General features: G+C 67.2%; 14 protein-coding genes and 1 tRNA gene. 5 read left to right on the forward strand and 10 right to left on the reverse strand.

Going from position 1 to position 15,727, the window contains the following annotated elements:
- The first annotated feature begins 109 nt into the window (after window positions 1-109).
- A complete protein-coding gene (locus MX571_RS03700; protein WP_247414239.1) occupies window positions 110-1,255 on the forward strand; it encodes an ABC transporter ATP-binding protein in 1,146 nt (381 codons plus the stop codon).
- A 212-nt stretch (window positions 1,256-1,467) separates the two neighbouring features.
- Here the strand turns inward: MX571_RS03700 and MX571_RS03705 are convergent, their stop codons facing one another.
- From MX571_RS03705 to MX571_RS03715, 3 genes are all read right to left on the reverse strand, one after another.
- Window positions 1,468-1,641 carry a hypothetical protein gene (locus MX571_RS03705; RefSeq protein ID WP_247414240.1) on the reverse strand — a complete coding sequence of 58 codons (174 nt, stop codon included), beginning with the start codon at window positions 1,639-1,641 and terminating at the stop codon, window positions 1,468-1,470.
- A gap of 151 nt (window positions 1,642-1,792) precedes the next feature.
- Window positions 1,793-3,559, reverse strand: coding sequence for a cbb3-type cytochrome c oxidase subunit I (locus tag MX571_RS03710; protein WP_368408979.1), 1,767 nt, complete (start codon window positions 3,557-3,559; stop codon window positions 1,793-1,795).
- 316 nt (window positions 3,560-3,875) lie between these two features.
- Complete coding sequence (locus tag MX571_RS03715) at window positions 3,876-4,322, reverse strand: DUF6789 family protein (RefSeq protein ID WP_247414241.1); 447 nt, start codon at window positions 4,320-4,322, stop codon at window positions 3,876-3,878.
- A gap of 112 nt (window positions 4,323-4,434) precedes the next feature.
- On the opposite strand from MX571_RS03715, the gene MX571_RS03720 reads away from it, so the two are divergent.
- Window positions 4,435-5,061 (forward strand): rubrerythrin family protein, encoded by a 627-nt coding sequence (locus tag MX571_RS03720; protein ID WP_247414242.1) that lies wholly within the window; start codon window positions 4,435-4,437, stop codon window positions 5,059-5,061.
- A 284-nt stretch (window positions 5,062-5,345) separates the two neighbouring features.
- On the opposite strand, the gene MX571_RS03725 is transcribed toward MX571_RS03720, so the two are convergent.
- Window positions 5,346-5,729 (reverse strand): hypothetical protein, encoded by a 384-nt coding sequence (locus MX571_RS03725; RefSeq protein ID WP_247418421.1) that lies wholly within the window; start codon window positions 5,727-5,729, stop codon window positions 5,346-5,348.
- A 220-nt stretch (window positions 5,730-5,949) separates the two neighbouring features.
- Here MX571_RS03725 and MX571_RS03730 point away from each other — a divergent pair, with 220 nt between their 5' ends.
- On the forward strand, window positions 5,950-7,134 hold the full coding sequence (locus tag MX571_RS03730; protein ID WP_247414243.1) for an aspartate kinase: 1,185 nt from the start codon (window positions 5,950-5,952) through the stop codon (window positions 7,132-7,134).
- A gap of 307 nt (window positions 7,135-7,441) precedes the next feature.
- On the opposite strand, the gene MX571_RS03735 is transcribed toward MX571_RS03730, so the two are convergent.
- From MX571_RS03735 to MX571_RS03760, 6 genes are all read right to left on the reverse strand, one after another.
- Complete coding sequence (locus MX571_RS03735) at window positions 7,442-8,215, reverse strand: class I SAM-dependent methyltransferase (protein ID WP_247414244.1); 774 nt, start codon at window positions 8,213-8,215, stop codon at window positions 7,442-7,444.
- Window positions 8,216-8,323: 108 nt separating this feature from the next.
- Window positions 8,324-9,199 carry a phosphate ABC transporter ATP-binding protein PstB gene (gene pstB, locus MX571_RS03740; RefSeq protein ID WP_247414245.1) on the reverse strand — a complete coding sequence of 292 codons (876 nt, stop codon included), beginning with the start codon at window positions 9,197-9,199 and terminating at the stop codon, window positions 8,324-8,326.
- A gap of 9 nt (window positions 9,200-9,208) precedes the next feature.
- Window positions 9,209-10,867, reverse strand: coding sequence for a phosphate ABC transporter permease PstA (gene pstA / locus MX571_RS03745; protein WP_247414246.1), 1,659 nt, complete (start codon window positions 10,865-10,867; stop codon window positions 9,209-9,211).
- Between the two features lies 1 nt (window position 10,868).
- Window positions 10,869-11,828 (reverse strand): phosphate ABC transporter permease subunit PstC, encoded by a 960-nt coding sequence (gene pstC / locus MX571_RS03750; RefSeq protein WP_247414247.1) that lies wholly within the window; start codon window positions 11,826-11,828, stop codon window positions 10,869-10,871.
- 65 nt (window positions 11,829-11,893) lie between these two features.
- The gene (locus MX571_RS03755; RefSeq protein WP_247414248.1) at window positions 11,894-12,961 is read right to left on the reverse strand and encodes a phosphate ABC transporter substrate-binding protein PstS family protein; all 1,068 of its coding nucleotides are present in this window, start codon (window positions 12,959-12,961) and stop codon (window positions 11,894-11,896) included.
- Window positions 12,962-13,151: 190 nt separating this feature from the next.
- On the reverse strand, window positions 13,152-13,742 hold the full coding sequence (locus MX571_RS03760; RefSeq protein WP_247414249.1) for an IMP cyclohydrolase: 591 nt from the start codon (window positions 13,740-13,742) through the stop codon (window positions 13,152-13,154).
- 131 nt (window positions 13,743-13,873) lie between these two features.
- On the opposite strand from MX571_RS03760, the gene MX571_RS03765 reads away from it, so the two are divergent.
- Both MX571_RS03765 and MX571_RS03770 read left to right on the forward strand, forming a co-directional pair.
- Window positions 13,874-13,946, forward strand: a tRNA-Gln gene (locus tag MX571_RS03765).
- Window positions 13,947-14,029: 83 nt separating this feature from the next.
- Window positions 14,030-15,535, forward strand: a complete 1,506-nt coding sequence (locus MX571_RS03770; RefSeq protein ID WP_247414250.1) for a glutamate-cysteine ligase family protein — start codon at window positions 14,030-14,032, stop codon at window positions 15,533-15,535.
- Window positions 15,536-15,727 lie beyond the last annotated feature (192 nt).

A 15,727-nucleotide genomic window follows, 5' to 3' on the forward strand; every position in this document is an offset into this window, starting at 1 on the left:
GGCCCGAACCGTTCGACTCCGACTCGCATTCGGGTGACCGGTCGACGAGGAGACGGACGCATCGGAGGGAACAGCCCTCGACGAACGAACGACGGAGTGCAGTGATATCATGGCAACACTCGAACTCGATTCAGTGACGAAGGCGTATCAGGACGGGGACAACAGCATCGTCGCCGTCGAGGACCTCTCGATGGCCATCGACGACGGGGAGTTCCTCGTCGTCGTCGGCCCGTCGGGCTGTGGGAAGTCGACGACGCTCCGGATGATCGCTGGCCTGGAGACGATCACGAGCGGAACCATCCGGCTGGACGACAGGGTCATCAACGACGTCAAATCGCAGGACCGCGACATCGCGATGGTGTTCCAGTCCTACGCGCTCTACCCGCACATGAGCGTTCGGCAGAACATGGCGTTCGGACTGGAGGAGTCGACGGACCTCTCGGACGACGAGATCGGCCGTCGCGTCGAGGAGACCGCCGAACTGCTCGCGATACCCGAACTACTCGACCGGAAGCCGAAGGAACTCTCCGGCGGGCAGCAACAGCGGGTCGCCCTCGGCCGCGCCATCGTCCGCGACCCGTCGGTGTTCCTGATGGACGAACCGCTGTCGAACCTCGACGCGAAGCTCCGGGCGCAGATGCGGACGGAACTCCAGCAGTTGCAGGAGGACCTCGACACGACGACCATCTACGTCACCCACGACCAGACGGAGGCGATGACGATGGGCGACCGCATCGCCATCCTCAACGACGGCGAACTCCAGCAGGTGAGCACGCCGCTGGAGTGCTACGAGCAGCCCAACAACCAGTTCGTGGCGGGGTTCATCGGCGACCCGGCGATGAACTTCTTCGACGTCGGGCTGGAGGGCAGTCGCCTCGTCGGCGACGGCTTCGAGTACCCCATCTCGGACGACACGCGCGCGGACCTCGACGGGACGACCGACCTCGTCCTCGGCATCCGTCCCGAGGACATCTCGGTGCGAGACCGCCCCGAGGACGACCACGACTTCGACGCGGTGGTCAGCGTCGTCGAACCGCACGGGAACATCAACGACGTCCACCTGACGTTCGCCGGGCAGGAGTCCACGGAGGAGACGAGGTTCACCATGGCGACCCGCCGACTGACGACCGCGGAGTCGGGCACGGAGGTGGTCATCCACATCCCCGAGGAGGCCATCCACGTCTTCGACCGGGCGACCGGTGACGCGCTCCACCACCGCACGGAGCGGAACGTCGAACAGTCGCCGGTCCGGTAGACGCACCGCTGTCCGAGTCGGCTCGTCGCGGTCGAGAGAACACACCGTGCGGTTCACGGTCGTCGTCGGTTCTTCGTCGAACGTCGGGTCCGACGAGTCGCGACGGTCTGCGGTCGCCCGCATCCGTCGTCTCCGGTCGTCTGCTGGGGGCGCGCTGCTACGGGGTACGACACGACTCTGCTAGCTGCATCGATGGTCTCACGACCGACAGCTCACCCCGGCACGCTGTCGGTGGGGCCGCTGTTCGGGTCGGCGACGTCGAACGACGCGTTGCCACAGCGGCACGTGTTGTCCGCGAGCGGAAGGACGACCGACCCGTCCTCGTTGATGCGCCCGGAGATAACCTGTTCGCAGTCCGTACAGACCAGTATTCGTCGTTCCGTCATACCCTCTAGTACCGTCCCCGGACTGGTACCCTGTGGGGTTGCGAATGCCGAAACCGACGCCGCCGCCGTCTTGCGATTCGCTCTTGCAAGCTCCCGTTGATATGTAAGGGGCTTTCCTCTCCGAGTTCTGAGGGAGGTAATTTCGGGCGTCTCAGTCGTCGTCCGAGGGAGGCCTGTCGAACCCGCGACGCTCCTGCAACTGCCGCTCGAACCACTGCCACTCGCGGGTGAACTGGTTGGTCTCCTTCAGACCCCACACGTCGGCGTCCATGACGATGGGACCGGTCCGCAGTGACTGGACCATGTTGACGAGCCACATCGTCACCGAGGTCATCATGATGTACGCGCCGATGGTCGACACCTGGTTGAGCAGGGTGAACTGCTCGGGGTACTCCGCGTACCGCCGCGGCATCCCGAGGTAGCCCAGCAGGAGCTGACTCGTGAACGTGATGGTGACGCCGACGATGAGCACGAGCGCCTGGGCCATCGCCAGTCGCCGGTCGTACATCCGCCGGGTGAGGATGGGGTACCAGTAGTAGCTCGCGGCGAGCATCGACATCGCGATGATGCCCATGATGATGAAGTGGAAGTGGCCGACGACGTAGTAGGTGCCCTGGAACGCCATGTCGACGGGGATGGAGCCGAGGAAGACGCCCGTGACGCCGCCGACGATGAACGTCCCGATGCCACCGATGAGCAGCACCATCGGCGCGGTCAGCTTGATGGCTCCCTCCCACATCGTCGTCATCCAGTTGAACGTCTTCACCGCCGACGGCACCGCGATGGCGATGGTGACCGCCATGAACGACGCCTTGATGCGGGGGTCCATCCCGGTGGTGAACATGTGGTGGGCCCAGACGCCGAAGCTCATCACGCCGATGGCGAGCGTCGAGTAGACGATGAACTTGAACCCGAACAGCTTCCGGCCCGCGAACTTCGGGAGGATGAGGCTCGTCAGCCCCGTCGCCGGGAGGAACAGTATGTACACCTCCGGGTGCCCGAAGAACCAGAACAGGTGTTGCCAGAGGAGCGGCCCGCCGCCCTCCAGCGCGAAGAACGTGGTGCCGAAGCTCCGGTCGAGCAGGAGCATGATGAGCGCGCTCCCGAGCATCGGGAACGCGAACAGGATGAGCCCCGAGGTGGTGAGCATCGTCCACGAGAAGATGTCGAGGTTCGCCCAGTTGACGCCCTCACCGCGCTCGGCGAAGATGGTGACGATGATGTTGATGGCCCCGAGCACCGTCGCGATACCCGACAGGTGGAGCCCCAGCAACAGCAGGTCGACCTGCGGGTTCGTCTGCGCGAGCGACAGCGGCGTGTACATCGTCCACGACGTCGACGGCGGCCGGAGCGCGAACAGCGGGTCGACGAGCGACCCGAGCGCCGGGGCGACGATCTTCGCGAACACCTCGGTGATGAGGCCGCCGCGCACCAGCAGGAACGCCGGCGGCAGCAGCCAGAACGCGATGGCGTTGATGCGCGGGAACGCCATGTCGTCGGCGTCGATGAGCAGCGGCAGGAAGTAGTTCGCGATGCCCGTGAACACCGGCGTCACGAAGAAGAACAGCATCGTGATGCCGTGGGTCGTGAACAGCGCGTTGTACGTCTCGTTGCCCCAGATGGTCTCGGCCGCCGTGAGCAGCTCCGTCCGCGCCATCATCGCGTCGGTCCCGCCCCACAGCGCGGCGGCCGCCCCGAAGAAGATGTACAGCAGTCCGATGTCCTTGTGGTCGACCGTCGTCAGCCACCGGAGGATTCCTGCGGGTTTCGCCGTCTCGGTCGCCGTCTCGCCCGGGCTGGCGTATCCACCGTCGGAGGCCGTCCGTCGCCCCGGCGACCGGTAGTAGCCGACGAGAACGAGGACGGACAACAACGCTCCGGCGATGAGGAAGCCGGGAATCGTCTGGACAGATACCATGGTAATCGAGTCGCGAGGACCCGTGTCGGACACTCCGGGCGCGGGGGGGAAATACCTTGAGGCAGCGTGGAGTGGTGCGGTTTCGTATCAGCGAGTGGACCCCATCGCTCGGTGAACCGTCTCGTCGTATCGGTCGTGTGAACTCCCCACGAACGAGTGGCTACCACCCTGTCGGGCGATTCGAGCGAGAGAAGTGACCGACCGCTCCGGTGTCGGGTTCGCGGTGTTCGTCGTCCTGCAGGGCCACTTACCGTCGTCTCCCTGGGTAGTCTGGCCGGCGTCGTCCGAGTCGGGCTGTCCCGCCGTCTGTCCCCGTTCAGCCGTAGGTGTACTCCTCCTGCGGCAGTTCGGTCCCGCCGTGGAGGTGCGCGTACACCGCGCCCATCACCCAGCCGTAGGCGACGTGCGCGACGAACGTCAGCGCGATGTAGACGAGGAGCAGCGGTCCCGCGATGTCGCCCCGCCCCGCGATGTCGAACGCTATCCAGAGCGGAATCGAGAGGACGACGCCACGGGCGGCCGGGTCCGGGCCGCCGGGGATGTAGTCCTCGATGGCGAGGAACACCAGCGGCCACGCGACGATACCCGCGATCAGGAAGATGACGAACCCGACGGTCTGCTGGCCGGGGACGCCGACGAACCGGGCGATGACGTCGAAGACGAGTATCTGCTCGCGCGTCTGGACCTCCAGCAGAATCAACAGCAGCGAGAGGACGGCGGTTCCGGCCACCCCACCGGCGATGACGCTTGGCACGCGGTCCATACCCCGCCCACTCGTCGCGTGGACAAAACGCTATTCCCATCGTCGCTCTCCCGGCGGGTCCGAACCGGAGCTATCCCGGTGGCTACAAACCCGCGCCAGTCGTACGTCCCCCATGACCGCTGACGAGTTCGCCGACCGGATTCGCGAGGACAACCGCACCGCCCTCTCCCGACTCGGATCGTCGAAGGCGCTGTACGCCGACACCGAGGGGGACATCGAGCGCGACACCGTCCTCCGGGCCACCGCCGAGGCCGAACGGGCCGCGTGGGAGACGTACGAGTCGTGGGCCGAGAGCGAGGGCGGCGAAGCGGGGGAGGCGTTCGCCGACACCGCCGCCGAGGAGGAGGAGCACTACCGCACCGTCGCCGACCTGCTCGGCGAAGAGGTGGAGGTGAGCGAGGTGCCCGCCATCCAGCAGTATCTCCGCGACCGCGAGGACACCCTCGACCGCGCTGGCGGCTTCCTCGGGCGGACGCTCGCCGCCGAGAAGTCGAAGGACCAGCTCGTCGGCTTCTTCGTCGGGCAGGCCGACCCCTCGACGACCCGCGAGATTCGCGCGATGAACGAGGACCTCGACGACCAGCTCGACCGCGCGCTCGCGCTCCTCGAGTCGGTCTGCGAGAGCGACGACGACTGGGACCGGGCCGCCGAGGCCGCCAGCGGTGCGATTCAGGCCGCCTACGAGGAGTACACCGACCGACTGGAGGGGATGGGCGTCAACCCGAAGCCGGTCTGTTAACACCCACCTTTTGCTGCGCTCGCTCGTCAGGGACACGCCTCGCTATCGCTCGGCGGTCACTGACGGCTCGCTGGCAAAAGCTGGACCAAAAGGATTCCCTCACCCTCTCAGTCGCTCGCTTTGCTCGCTCCTTCGAGGGTTCAGTCACCCCGCTCGTTCGGCGCAATACGCCTCACTCGCGGTACGACACACTACCACCCCGCACAGCACCGCTACAGCCACCACACCCTAACCGCACCGCTCACCGGACGACGGTCTCCTCGTCGTCGTCTCCTAACCCGTGTTCAGGAGGCCAGCCGGTAGCGAACGGTCTCCGTCCCCTCGAAGCGTGGGCCGGTGCCGTCGCTCTCGAACCCGTGGTTCTCGGCCGCGTCTCGACGGCTGTCGTCGTGCTCCGGGAGGAGGAGTTCGACGGCCATCGACTCGCTGCGTGCGAACCGGATGGGCTCTTCGAGGAGTCGTTCGTACGCGTCGCACTCGCCTTCCAGCTGCGTGACGTACACCGTGTCGCGCTCCGCGTCGAAGCTCACGAACCCGGCGATGGCCTCGTCCGCTATCCCCACGCGCACCGTCCGGTCGTGGACGAGGTTTCGCATCACGTCTCGTGGTCGGCCCGTCAGTTCGGCGAGGCGCTCGGCGTCGGCCTCGACTGCGTCCCGCACCTGCATCGTCCCCTTGCTAGTTCCTGCCACGGGATAAATCACCCGCCGACGATGGCCCGCGGCAAGCCTTCGTTGAATACCGTCGGTTTATGCCCGACCGGGGCCTGTTCACGACAATGTTTGACACGCCTGAGTCGCGGACGACGCTGGGGTCGTCTCGACGGTCACCCGACGACCGACTGCGGAACCGAGGAGTCGACCGCCGCTTGCGGAATCGAGGAGGAGTATGCGGGTCGTAGCGAAGTTCGGCGGGACGAGCCTCGGTAACGGCGACCGCATCAACCGGGCGGCCGACTCCGTCGCCAAGGCCGTCGAGGAGGGCCACGAGGTCGCCATCGTCGCCAGCGCCATGGGGAGCACGACCGACTTCCTCCTCGAAGCCATCTCGTTCGACGCCGACGAGAAGGACCGCGCCGAGATCGTCTCGATGGGCGAGCGGACCTCGGTCCGGATGCTGAAGGCTGCGCTGGCCGCCCGCGGCGTGAACGCGCTGTTCCTCGAACCCGGCAGCGACGCGTGGCCGGTCATCACCAACGCCCGCGGCGAGGTGGACGTCGAGGAGACGAACCGCCGCGCGAAGGCGCTCGCCGACCGCCTGGAGGACACCGTCCCGGTCCTGACGGGCTTCCTCGCGCAGGACCACGCGGGCAACGTGACGACGCTCGGTCGCGGCGGCTCGGACACGAGCGCCGTGATGCTGGGCAACTACATGGACGCCGACGAGGTGGTCATCGTCACCGACGTCGAGGGCGTCATGACCGGCGACCCCGCCGTCGTCGAGGGAGCGCGCAACGTCGGCCAGATCACCGTCGACGAACTCCGGAACCTCTCGTTCCGCGGCGCGGAGGTCATCGCGCCGTCGGCGCTGTCGTACAAGAGCGAGACGCTCGGGGTCCGCGTCGTCCACTACCAGCACGGCAACCTGCTATCGGGGGGGACGAGCGTCGAGGGCCAGTTCGAGAACCTCATCGACCTGCGGGAGGACCCGCTGGCGTGTCTCACCATCGCGGGACGTGCCATCCGGAACCAGCCGGGCATCCTCGCCCGACTGTCGGCCGCGCTGACCGAGGGCGACATCAACATCGACGCGGTCGCCAGCGGCATGGACTCCATCACCTACTACGTCGACCAGAGCCTCGCCGAGGAGGCCGAGACGGTGCTCCACGACGAGGTGGTCGACGAGCCGACGCTGTCGAGCGTCACCGTCGACCCCGCCGTCGCCGTCATCCGGGTGACGGGCGGCGAACTCCCGAACCGGCCCGGCGTCATCCGGCAGATAGTCGACCCGCTGGCCGACGCGCACATCACCATCCACGACCTGCTCACCAGTGCGACCAGCGTCGCCATCTTCGTCCGGTGGGACGACCGCGAGCAGGCGCTCCGCATCGTCCAGGAGGAGTTCGCGGAGTAGTCTCGTCGCCCTCGGATACTGACTGCGCTCTGCGAGGGAGTGAGGAGCGAGCACGGACCGCGCGGGCAGGGGGTAGTGCCCGCGCGGGCGTCGCGAAGCGGCGGCGCGCCGACCCGGCGAGGAACGACGGACTGGAACGGACAGGCCTGGGTCGTCGGTGGCGTGACGCGCCACCTGAACCGTGCCCACTCTTCGTAAAGAAGCTCGCTAAGAGGCCTCTATCGACCTACTGTCGGCTCCCCTCGGCTGGGGATTCGCCGTCGCGGGTGCCGCTCTCACCGCCGAGTACCGTCGAGGTTCGACCGGGCTACTCGGCGTGGGCGACGACGCGGAGTCGCCGGTAGTCGGCGACCCACGTCCCCTCGCGGAACAGGTCGTCGCGGAGGCGCGCTTCGACGCCCGCGACCACCGCCGACCGCTCTCCCTCGGGGACCGCCGAGAGCAGGCCGTCGCCGAACATCTCGAGCCAGTTGGCGAGGCCGTCCGCGCCGTCGTCGAGGTCCGTCGGGCGGTCGAAGAGGCGTGCGTACCGCGTCTCGAGCCCGTGCGATTCGAGCCTCGTGGCGTACTCGCCGACGCTCGGGAAGTACCACGGACTGTCGACGTCGTAGCCGCGAGCGGCTGCCTCCTCGCGGACCGCGCCGACGATGGCGGCGACGTTCCCGGCCCCGCCGAGTTCCGCGACGAACCGGCCACCGGGGCGGAGCGCGTCCGTGACCGAGTCGAGGACGGCGTCCTGGTCGTGGATCCAGTGGAGCGCCGCGTTGGAGAACACCGCGTCGAACGGCCGGTCGAACGAGAACGACCGGGCGTCGGCGTGGACGAACTCGCAGTCGGGGTAGCGCTCGCGGGCCTCCGCGACCATCGGTTCCGCGGCGTCGAGGCCGACGACCGTCGCTCCCGACTCGGCGATGCGTGCCGTCAGGTGACCCGTTCCACAGCCGAGGTCGAGGATGCGTTCGCCCTCGTCCGGTTCCAGCAGGTCGACCACGCGCTCGCCGTACTCGAACACGAACGAGTGCCCGTCGTCGTAGGCGTCGGCGTCCCACTCGTTTCCGGTTCGGTCGTTCGACTCGTCCATCGCCCCGAGGTACCGAGAAGAGCTATTTCTACCTGTCGCCCGTCGTCACGCCGGTCCGGGGCGACGTCGGGGCCGACGTGCCGACAGTCCGCGCGTCGCCGCGTCGCCTCATCCGAACTTGCCGGTGATGTAGTCCTCGACGCGGTCGTTCTCGGGGTTCTCGAAGATTTTCTGCGTGTCGTCGAACTCGACGAGTTCCCCGCCGGTGAGGAAGACGGCCGTCTTGTCCGAGATGCGGGCGGCCTGCTGCATGTTGTGCGTGACGATGGCGACGGTGTACTCCTCGGCCAGGTCGTCGATGAGGTCCTCTATCTGCGAGGTGGCGATGGGGTCGAGCGCCGAGGCGGGTTCGTCCATCAGCAGGACCTCGGGGTCGGGGGCGATGGCGCGGGCGATGCAGAGGCGCTGCTGTTGCCCGCCGGAGAGTTCGAGGCCGGACTCGTCGAGGCGGTCCTTGACCTCGTCCCAGAGCGCCGCCCGCTTCAGCGACTCCTCGACGACCTGGTCGTAGTCGGCCTGGATGCCCTGTACCTTCAGGCCGTAGAGGACGTTCTCGCGGATGGACTTCGGGAACGGGTTGGGTTTCTGGAACACCATCCCGACGCGGCGGCGGAGCGCGACCGGGTCGACGTCCGCGTCGTAGACGTTCTTCCCGCCGAGGTACAGGTCGCCCTCAACGCGGGCGGCGTCGATGAGGTCGTTCATCCGGTTGATACACCGGAGGAACGTCGACTTCCCACACCCCGAGGGGCCGATCATCGCGGTCACCTTGTGCTCGGGGATGGCCAGCGTGATGTCGTCGAGCGCCTGGTCGTCGTCGTACCAGACGCTGATGCCCTCGGCGCGGACGATGGGGTCGTCCGGTCGCGTCGACCGGTCGCCGCCCTCCAGCCCCGAACTGACGTCCGTGTCGACGAGCGTCTCGCCGGTGGGGTCCTTCGACTCGTCCGATGCTACCGTCGTCTCCGATTCGTTGTTGTTCATGGTCGTGTGTTAGTTCTCGCGCTGATAGCGGTTCCGCAGGACGATAGCCGCCGAGTTCATCGCCAGCAGGACGACGACGAGGACGACGACGCCCGCCGGGACGGCGCGCTGGTAGAAGTCGTCGCTGGCGAACGTGCTCGCCCACACGTACACCTGCATCGGCATCGCCGTCATCTTGTCCGAGAGCTGTCCCGGCAGGTTGTACTGGACGCTCGCCACGCCGACCATGATGAGCGGAGCCGTCTCACCGATGGCGCGACCGAGCGCGAGGATGGTTCCGGTCAGGATACCGGGGAACGCCCGCGGCAGGACGACGTTCCGGACCGTCTGCCAGCGGGTCGCCCCCATCCCGTAGGAGGCTTCGCGCATGTCGCTGGGGACCGAGCGGATGGCCTCGCGAGAGGAGATGATGACGATGGGCAGGATGAGCAGTCCCAGCGCCGCCCCGGCGACGAACAGCGACCCCGAGGGCTGGTCGAGGTACGTGACCAGCAGCCCCAGCCCCAGCAGGCCGTAGACGACCGACGGGACGCCCGCGAGGTTCGAGATGTTGACGTCGATGATACGGGTGAAGCGGTTGTCCGGGGCGTACTCCTCGAGGTAGACCGCCGCACCGACGCCGACGGGGAACGAGAGGACGGCGACGACGACCATCAGCATGATAGAGCCGCCGATGGCGGGGTAGAGCCCCGCGTCTACCGCCGTCGAACTGTGGGCGCTGGTGAGGAACTGCCAGTCGACCCACGACTGTGGCCCCGCGAAGCCGAGCGTCGCGACGACGTACGCGCCGAGGTACGCGCCGCCGAAGAGAATCGCCGACAGGAGGAGACCGACCCGTAGGTCGGGTCTGTTGACGGCGACGTTGGCGGCGTACGCCCCGGTCGGAACGACGGCCATCGCGGCGAGAATCGTCGCGGGGACCGGCGTGAACCCCAGGTACGGTCCGACGACACCGGCGGCGACGGTCACGGCGAACGCCACCACGGCCGCGACGCGACCCGCCCGTGTCCCGTTCGCGCGGGTGAAGAACCCGCCGACGACGAGTGCGACCGGGAGGCCGAGGGTGAGTGCCATCGTCATCGGACGCGTCGGGATGTACGGCACGTACAGGACGACGATGGCGGAGAGCCTCGGCACCACCTGCGGGAGCCCCACCTGCCAACCGAGCGGGCCGAAGAGGCCGAAGTACGACAGGTAGAAGAGACCGACCGTCAGTCCGAGTCGCGCGAGGAACGGTATCCGGTGGTCGAGGCGGACGATGCCCACGACGAGTGCCGCGGGGACGAGCGTCGCCAGAACGACCCCGAGCCAGGCGAGCGGCGAGATGATGTCGACGAAGATGAGCGACGCCCCCGCCGCGAACATCAGGGCGACGACGAGGAGTCCGATGACGCTGAGGCCAATCCCGAGCGCTGCCGGGTTCGTGTACGCGAGATACCCTCCGACGACCAGCGACGGGAGGACGAGCACCGCGAAGAACGTCAGGTGCCAGCCGGGGTCGGCGGTCAGCGGCTGGATGGCGTCGTTGGCGACGTACACCAGCAGTATGCCGAGGACGACGATGCCGAACAGCGTCGCCGCCAGCAGCACGTACCGGAACACGGTGCCGACGGTGCGGCTGACCTGACCGAACCCGTCGACTGCGCTGGTGTCGGTGTCGGTCGCCATCTCAGTACTCCTCCCGGTAGCGTGCGGCGATGAAGTCGCTAGCGATGTTCATGATGAGCGTGATCGCGAACAGGGTGAGGCCGACGGCGAACGCGGCGCGGTACTCGATACCGCCGCCGGCGAAGTCGCCGGTCAGCAGTTTCACCATCGACGCCGTCATCGGCAGCGCCCCTTCGAGGTACGACGTGGGGTTCAGCGGGTTGAGGAACTTCGCCTGCGACCCGGCGGCGATGGTGACGGCCATCGTCTCGCCGATGGCGCGGGAGAGCGCGAGGATGAACGAGGAGAAGATACCGGAGACGGCCGCGGGGACGACGATACCCGTCGAGACGTCGAACTTCGTCGCGCCCATCCCGTAGCCCGCCTGCCGGAGTTCGTCGGGCACGGCGGACATCGCGTCCTCGCTGATGGAGGCGACCATCGGGATGATCATGATGCCGACGACGATGCTCGCCGCCAGGACGTTGAAGAACTGGATGTTCGGGAACACGACCTCCAGCGCGGGCGTGATGTAGATGAGCGCGAAGAAGCCGTAGACGACCGTCGGGACGCCCGCGAGTATCTCGAGTGCGGGCTTCAGCACCGACCGGACCCGGTTGCTCGCGTACTCGCTCAGGTAGATGGCCGTCGCCACACCCAGCGGGAGCGCGATGAGCGCAGAGCAGATGGTGATCATCAGCGTCGCCGAGACCAGTGCGAGGACGCCGAAGTCGCCCGCCGACGCCCGCCACTCGGTTCCGGTCAGGAAGTCGACGACGGAGACGGTCTCTCCCTCGATGCCGACCAGCGGCGCGCTGAAGGTGAAGAACTTCGCGGCCTCCGTCGCGAGCAACGCGACGATACCGAACGTCGTCGCGATGGACAGCGCGGCACAGAGGAAGAAGAACGAACGCGAGAGAAGCTCTCTGGGGGAGTTTTCTGTTCTCCTCGTAAGGTCACTTTCGATGTCGTCGGTGCTCATCTTTTGCCTGGTAGATTCCCTCCTGTTCGAAAAAGCGCTTCGTTCGACGGTAGCGCACCTGTCGCTCAGTTGCCCTGAGCTTCGTCGATGGCTTTCTGGAGCGTCTCCATCTGGGCGCTCGCCTCCTCCTCGGAGTTCGGGACGTAGCCGACCTGGTCGGCGACGACCTCCCTGTTCGTCGACTGCTCGACGAAGTACGTCGCAAACTCGGCGACGTGCTCCTCCGCGAGGGACTCCTTCGCGGCGTAGGTGAACAGCGGGCGGGCGAGCGGTGCGTACTCACCGCTCTTCGCGGTCTCCAGCGACGGCTTGACCGGACCGTCTCCGTCGTCGATACCGAGTGCCTTCACCGAGTTCTCGTTCTCGCTGTAGTAGGCGAAGCCGAGGTAGCCGATCGCGTACTTGGAGTTCTGGACGCCCTGGATGATGGTGCGGTCCTGCTCGGTCGCAGAGTAGTCGGTCCGGTGGCCCGGTCCCTCCTCGCCGATGACGGCCTCGATGAAGTAGTCGTACGTCCCCGAGGCGTCGGTCGGGCCGAACAGTTCCAGGTTCTCGTCCGGCCAGTCGGAGTTGATGTCGCTCCACGTCTCGGGCGGACTCTCGGCCGACCAGACCTGCTTCAACTGGTCGACGGTCATGCTGTCGACCCAGTCGTTCTCCGGGCTGACGACGACGGTGAGCGCGTCCGTCGCCACCTTCAGTTCGACCGGCGTGACGTCGTTGCTCTCGCACTGGGCCTTCTCCTCCTCCTTGATGGGCCGCGAAGCGTTGTTGAACTGCGTGTTGCCCGGGCAGAAGTGGTTCGCGAACCCACCGCCGGACCCCGTCGAGGAGACGTTTATCTTCACGTCCGGGTGTTCCCCGCGGAACTCCTCGGAGACGGCCGTCGCCAGCGGGAACACGGTCGAACTGCCCGCGATGTCGATAGAGCCCGAGAGCGAGCCACTCCCGCCCGACCCGCCGTCGGTGGTGCCGTCGCCACCGTTCTCTCCACCCGCCGAGTCCCCTGCGGACCCGCCACCGGCACCTGCGTTTGGATTACGCGTACACCCAGCGAGCGCCAGTGCACCGGCCGTCCCCGAGGCAGCGATGAACGTGCGACGCGAGATGCGAGTGGACGAGTTCTCTGTCATCACTCCTGTATCGCTCCGTTCCCAATATCAAGGTTCCGACTCAGATATATATTTTTAGGAAAAATATTGCTACCTCGCTATTGGTATCCGGTTATCTCGATACGGCTACCGAGACCTACCCGTGTTGGTGATTACCAGTGCAGGAGACAGTCGGCTCGGACCGTCTCGACGACGACCGGAGAGCGGTCAGCTACTCGTTGACGAACGCGCTGTCGACGCCCTCGCCGCCCGCGCCGACCGTGACGCCCGCCGCGCAGACCGCGTGTTCGAACTCGTGGTCGTACAGTTCGCGGGCAGCGCCCGCCGCGTCGTCGGCGTCGAGGGCGAACGGTTCGGGGTCGTCGGCCTCGTAGGTGGCGACGAGCGTCGGTTCGTCGACTTCTCGAACGACCAGTCCATCCCGGCGGACCGTGGCGACGGTGGCCGTCTCCGCCCCCACGACTCCGGCGACCCGCGGCGTGTCGTAGTCGTCCTTCTCGAAGTCCAGCGCGAGCAGGGAGAGCGCTAGCGCGTCGCGAGCGGGGTAGCCCAGCCCGAGCTTCTCGGTGACGGGATCGACGTGCGACCCGTTGCCGACGACCGCCACGGGGCCGTCCGCCCGGTCGACGGTCCGCAGGCAGTTGTACGAGACGTACGGGTTGTCCGTGGGCGGCGCGTCCGGCGTGGGCGCGACGGTGAGCGTCCCGTCCCGGTCGGCGACCCGCCGGTTCGGGAACGACCGCGAGGAGACTCGATACCCACCGATGCCGGGACCGACGACGACGAAGCGACCGACGTACATACGTGTTCGTGCATACTTCACGCTCAAGTAGCTGACGAAGATGCACGTTCGACCCGAAACGAAGGGGTCGAGGTCGAGCGTCGACGCGGAACCACGACGTTTTAATATCCGGGCTCCTTCGGTTGAACTGCAGTTCCATGGGGTAGTGGCCAATCCTGTTGCCTTCTGGGGGCAACGACCCAGGTTCGAATCCTGGTGGAACTACTTCTTCCGCGCCCGACCGCCGAGCGCCGTTGCCGTCGGGTGAAACCCCGACGTTGAAATCCTCCCCCGCCGTGGAGGGTGGTATGACTGCCTCAGACCTCGCTTCGCGGGTCACCGAGGTCCTCTCGGTCGACGCCGAGGAGTTCCAGCGCCGGGTCGAGCGGGAAGCCGACGACCTGAAGCGCGAGGTCCAGGCGGGGACGTTCGACAACCCGCAGGGCATCGTCGGACTGGAGTACGAGTTCTACGGCGTCGACACCGACGACCACTCGCTGAAGCGCGTCCCGCGTCGCCTCCTCCAGTACATCGGCTTCGAGAAGGAACTCGGCCTCCACAACGCCGAGATGCAGACGACGCCACAGCCGCTCTCGAAGTACGGCCTGCGCGCCCAGACCGCGGAGGTGCAGGCGCGCCTCGACGCGGCGCTCCGCGAGACGCGCTCCTCGGGCATCGACCTCGTCTCGGACGGCATCTGGACGGTCCCGCCGGTCGGCGAGACGGCGCGCTCGTACCTCTCGGACAGCGTCGAGGACGCCGACGTCCGCATCGCGACGAACATGTCCGACGCCGTGCGCTACCACGCGATGGCGAACGTCGGCGACGGCATCCGGATGGAACTCGACCTCCCCCACGTCTCGCTGTCGGCGGACACCGTCATGCCCGAGAGCCTCATCACGTCCATCCAGCCCCACTACCAGGTCTCGCACGCGCCCGACCTGCCGGGGTACTTCGCCTACGCGCTCCGCATCGCGGGGCCGCTGCTCGCACTCGGCGTCAACTCGCCGTTCGTGCCGCCGGAGCTGTACGACGCCGACCCCGAGACGGTCCTCGACGACGGCTGGATGGAGAGTCGCGTCGGCGTCTTCGAGTCGTTCCTCAACACGGGCGGCGAGAACAAGGTGCGGTTCCCGCCGGACTTCGACAGCGTCGAGGAGGCCATCGACGACATCGCCGCCGACCACACCGTCGTCCCGATGCTCATCGACGAGCAGGGGCGGTTCGACGACCAGTTCGCGCACTTCCGGCACACCCACGGCTCGTACTGGCGGTGGGTCCGCCCGGTGTTCGACGGGCCGACGAAGTCGGCCGCGAACGCCCGCATCGAGTTCCGTCCGATTCCGGGCCAGCCGACCGTCCGCGACTCGATGGCGTTCATGGCCGCCTACGCCGGCCTGCTGGAGAGCCTCCACGCCCGCGACCACCCGCTGGTCGACTTGCCGTGGGAGGCCGCCCGCGACAACTTCTACGCCGCCGTCCGCGACGGCCTCGACGGCGAGTTCCGGTGGGTCACCGCCGACGGCGAGGAGACGACGGACTCCGACGTGCTGTTCGACGAACTGCTGGAGTACGCCCGCGACGGCCTCTCGCTCCGGGGCCTCTCCGAGCGCGAGATAGACCGGTACATCGAGCCCCTCGGCGTCCGGGTGGACCGCGGCGTGACGCCCGCCTCGTGGAAACACGAGCGGGTCCGCCAGCTGGTCGCGGACGGCGCGCCGTTCGACGAGGCGGTCTACGCCATGCAGAGCGACTACGTGGAGAAACAGGACGCGACGCTCGTCGAGGGCTCGTTCACCGACTGGCTGGAGTGACGGCTCCGGCGTGTGGTCACGGTCGAGCGCGCTCGACTCGGAGAGGAGTCCACTAGCGGGAACTGGTTACCGCCGGGCACCAGACCAAGGCGACCTACTGAGCCCACCTGTGTCCAGAACGTTCAGCTCCCCTAGTGGACGGCGAAATTCAGGAACATCTATCTATCAATCTATCGGTGCCCGTCCCCCGAA

The sequence above is a fragment of the Halomarina salina genome (genome assembly GCF_023074835.1).
Taxonomy (GTDB): Archaea; Halobacteriota; Halobacteria; order Halobacteriales; family Haloarculaceae; genus Halomarina; species Halomarina salina.

Coding starts and splice junctions, on each gene's coding strand:
- MX571_RS03700 (WP_247414239.1), top strand. CDS start 110: ATGGCAACACTCGAACTCGATTCAGTGACGAAGGCGTATCAGGACGGG.
- MX571_RS03705 (WP_247414240.1), bottom strand. CDS start 1,641: ATGACGGAACGACGAATACTGGTCTGTACGGACTGCGAACAGGTTATC.
- MX571_RS03710 (WP_368408979.1), bottom strand. CDS start 3,559: ATGGTATCTGTCCAGACGATTCCCGGCTTCCTCATCGCCGGAGCGTTG.
- MX571_RS03715 (WP_247414241.1), bottom strand. CDS start 4,322: ATGGACCGCGTGCCAAGCGTCATCGCCGGTGGGGTGGCCGGAACCGCC.
- MX571_RS03720 (WP_247414242.1), top strand. CDS start 4,435: ATGACCGCTGACGAGTTCGCCGACCGGATTCGCGAGGACAACCGCACC.
- MX571_RS03725 (WP_247418421.1), bottom strand. CDS start 5,729: ATGCAGGTGCGGGACGCAGTCGAGGCCGACGCCGAGCGCCTCGCCGAA.
- MX571_RS03730 (WP_247414243.1), top strand. CDS start 5,950: ATGCGGGTCGTAGCGAAGTTCGGCGGGACGAGCCTCGGTAACGGCGAC.
- MX571_RS03735 (WP_247414244.1), bottom strand. CDS start 8,215: ATGGACGAGTCGAACGACCGAACCGGAAACGAGTGGGACGCCGACGCC.
- pstB (WP_247414245.1), bottom strand. CDS start 9,199: ATGAACAACAACGAATCGGAGACGACGGTAGCATCGGACGAGTCGAAG.
- pstA (WP_247414246.1), bottom strand. CDS start 10,867: ATGGCGACCGACACCGACACCAGCGCAGTCGACGGGTTCGGTCAGGTC.
- pstC (WP_247414247.1), bottom strand. CDS start 11,828: ATGAGCACCGACGACATCGAAAGTGACCTTACGAGGAGAACAGAAAAC.
- MX571_RS03755 (WP_247414248.1), bottom strand. CDS start 12,961: ATGACAGAGAACTCGTCCACTCGCATCTCGCGTCGCACGTTCATCGCT.
- MX571_RS03760 (WP_247414249.1), bottom strand. CDS start 13,742: ATGTACGTCGGTCGCTTCGTCGTCGTCGGTCCCGGCATCGGTGGGTAT.
- MX571_RS03770 (WP_247414250.1), top strand. CDS start 14,030: ATGACTGCCTCAGACCTCGCTTCGCGGGTCACCGAGGTCCTCTCGGTC.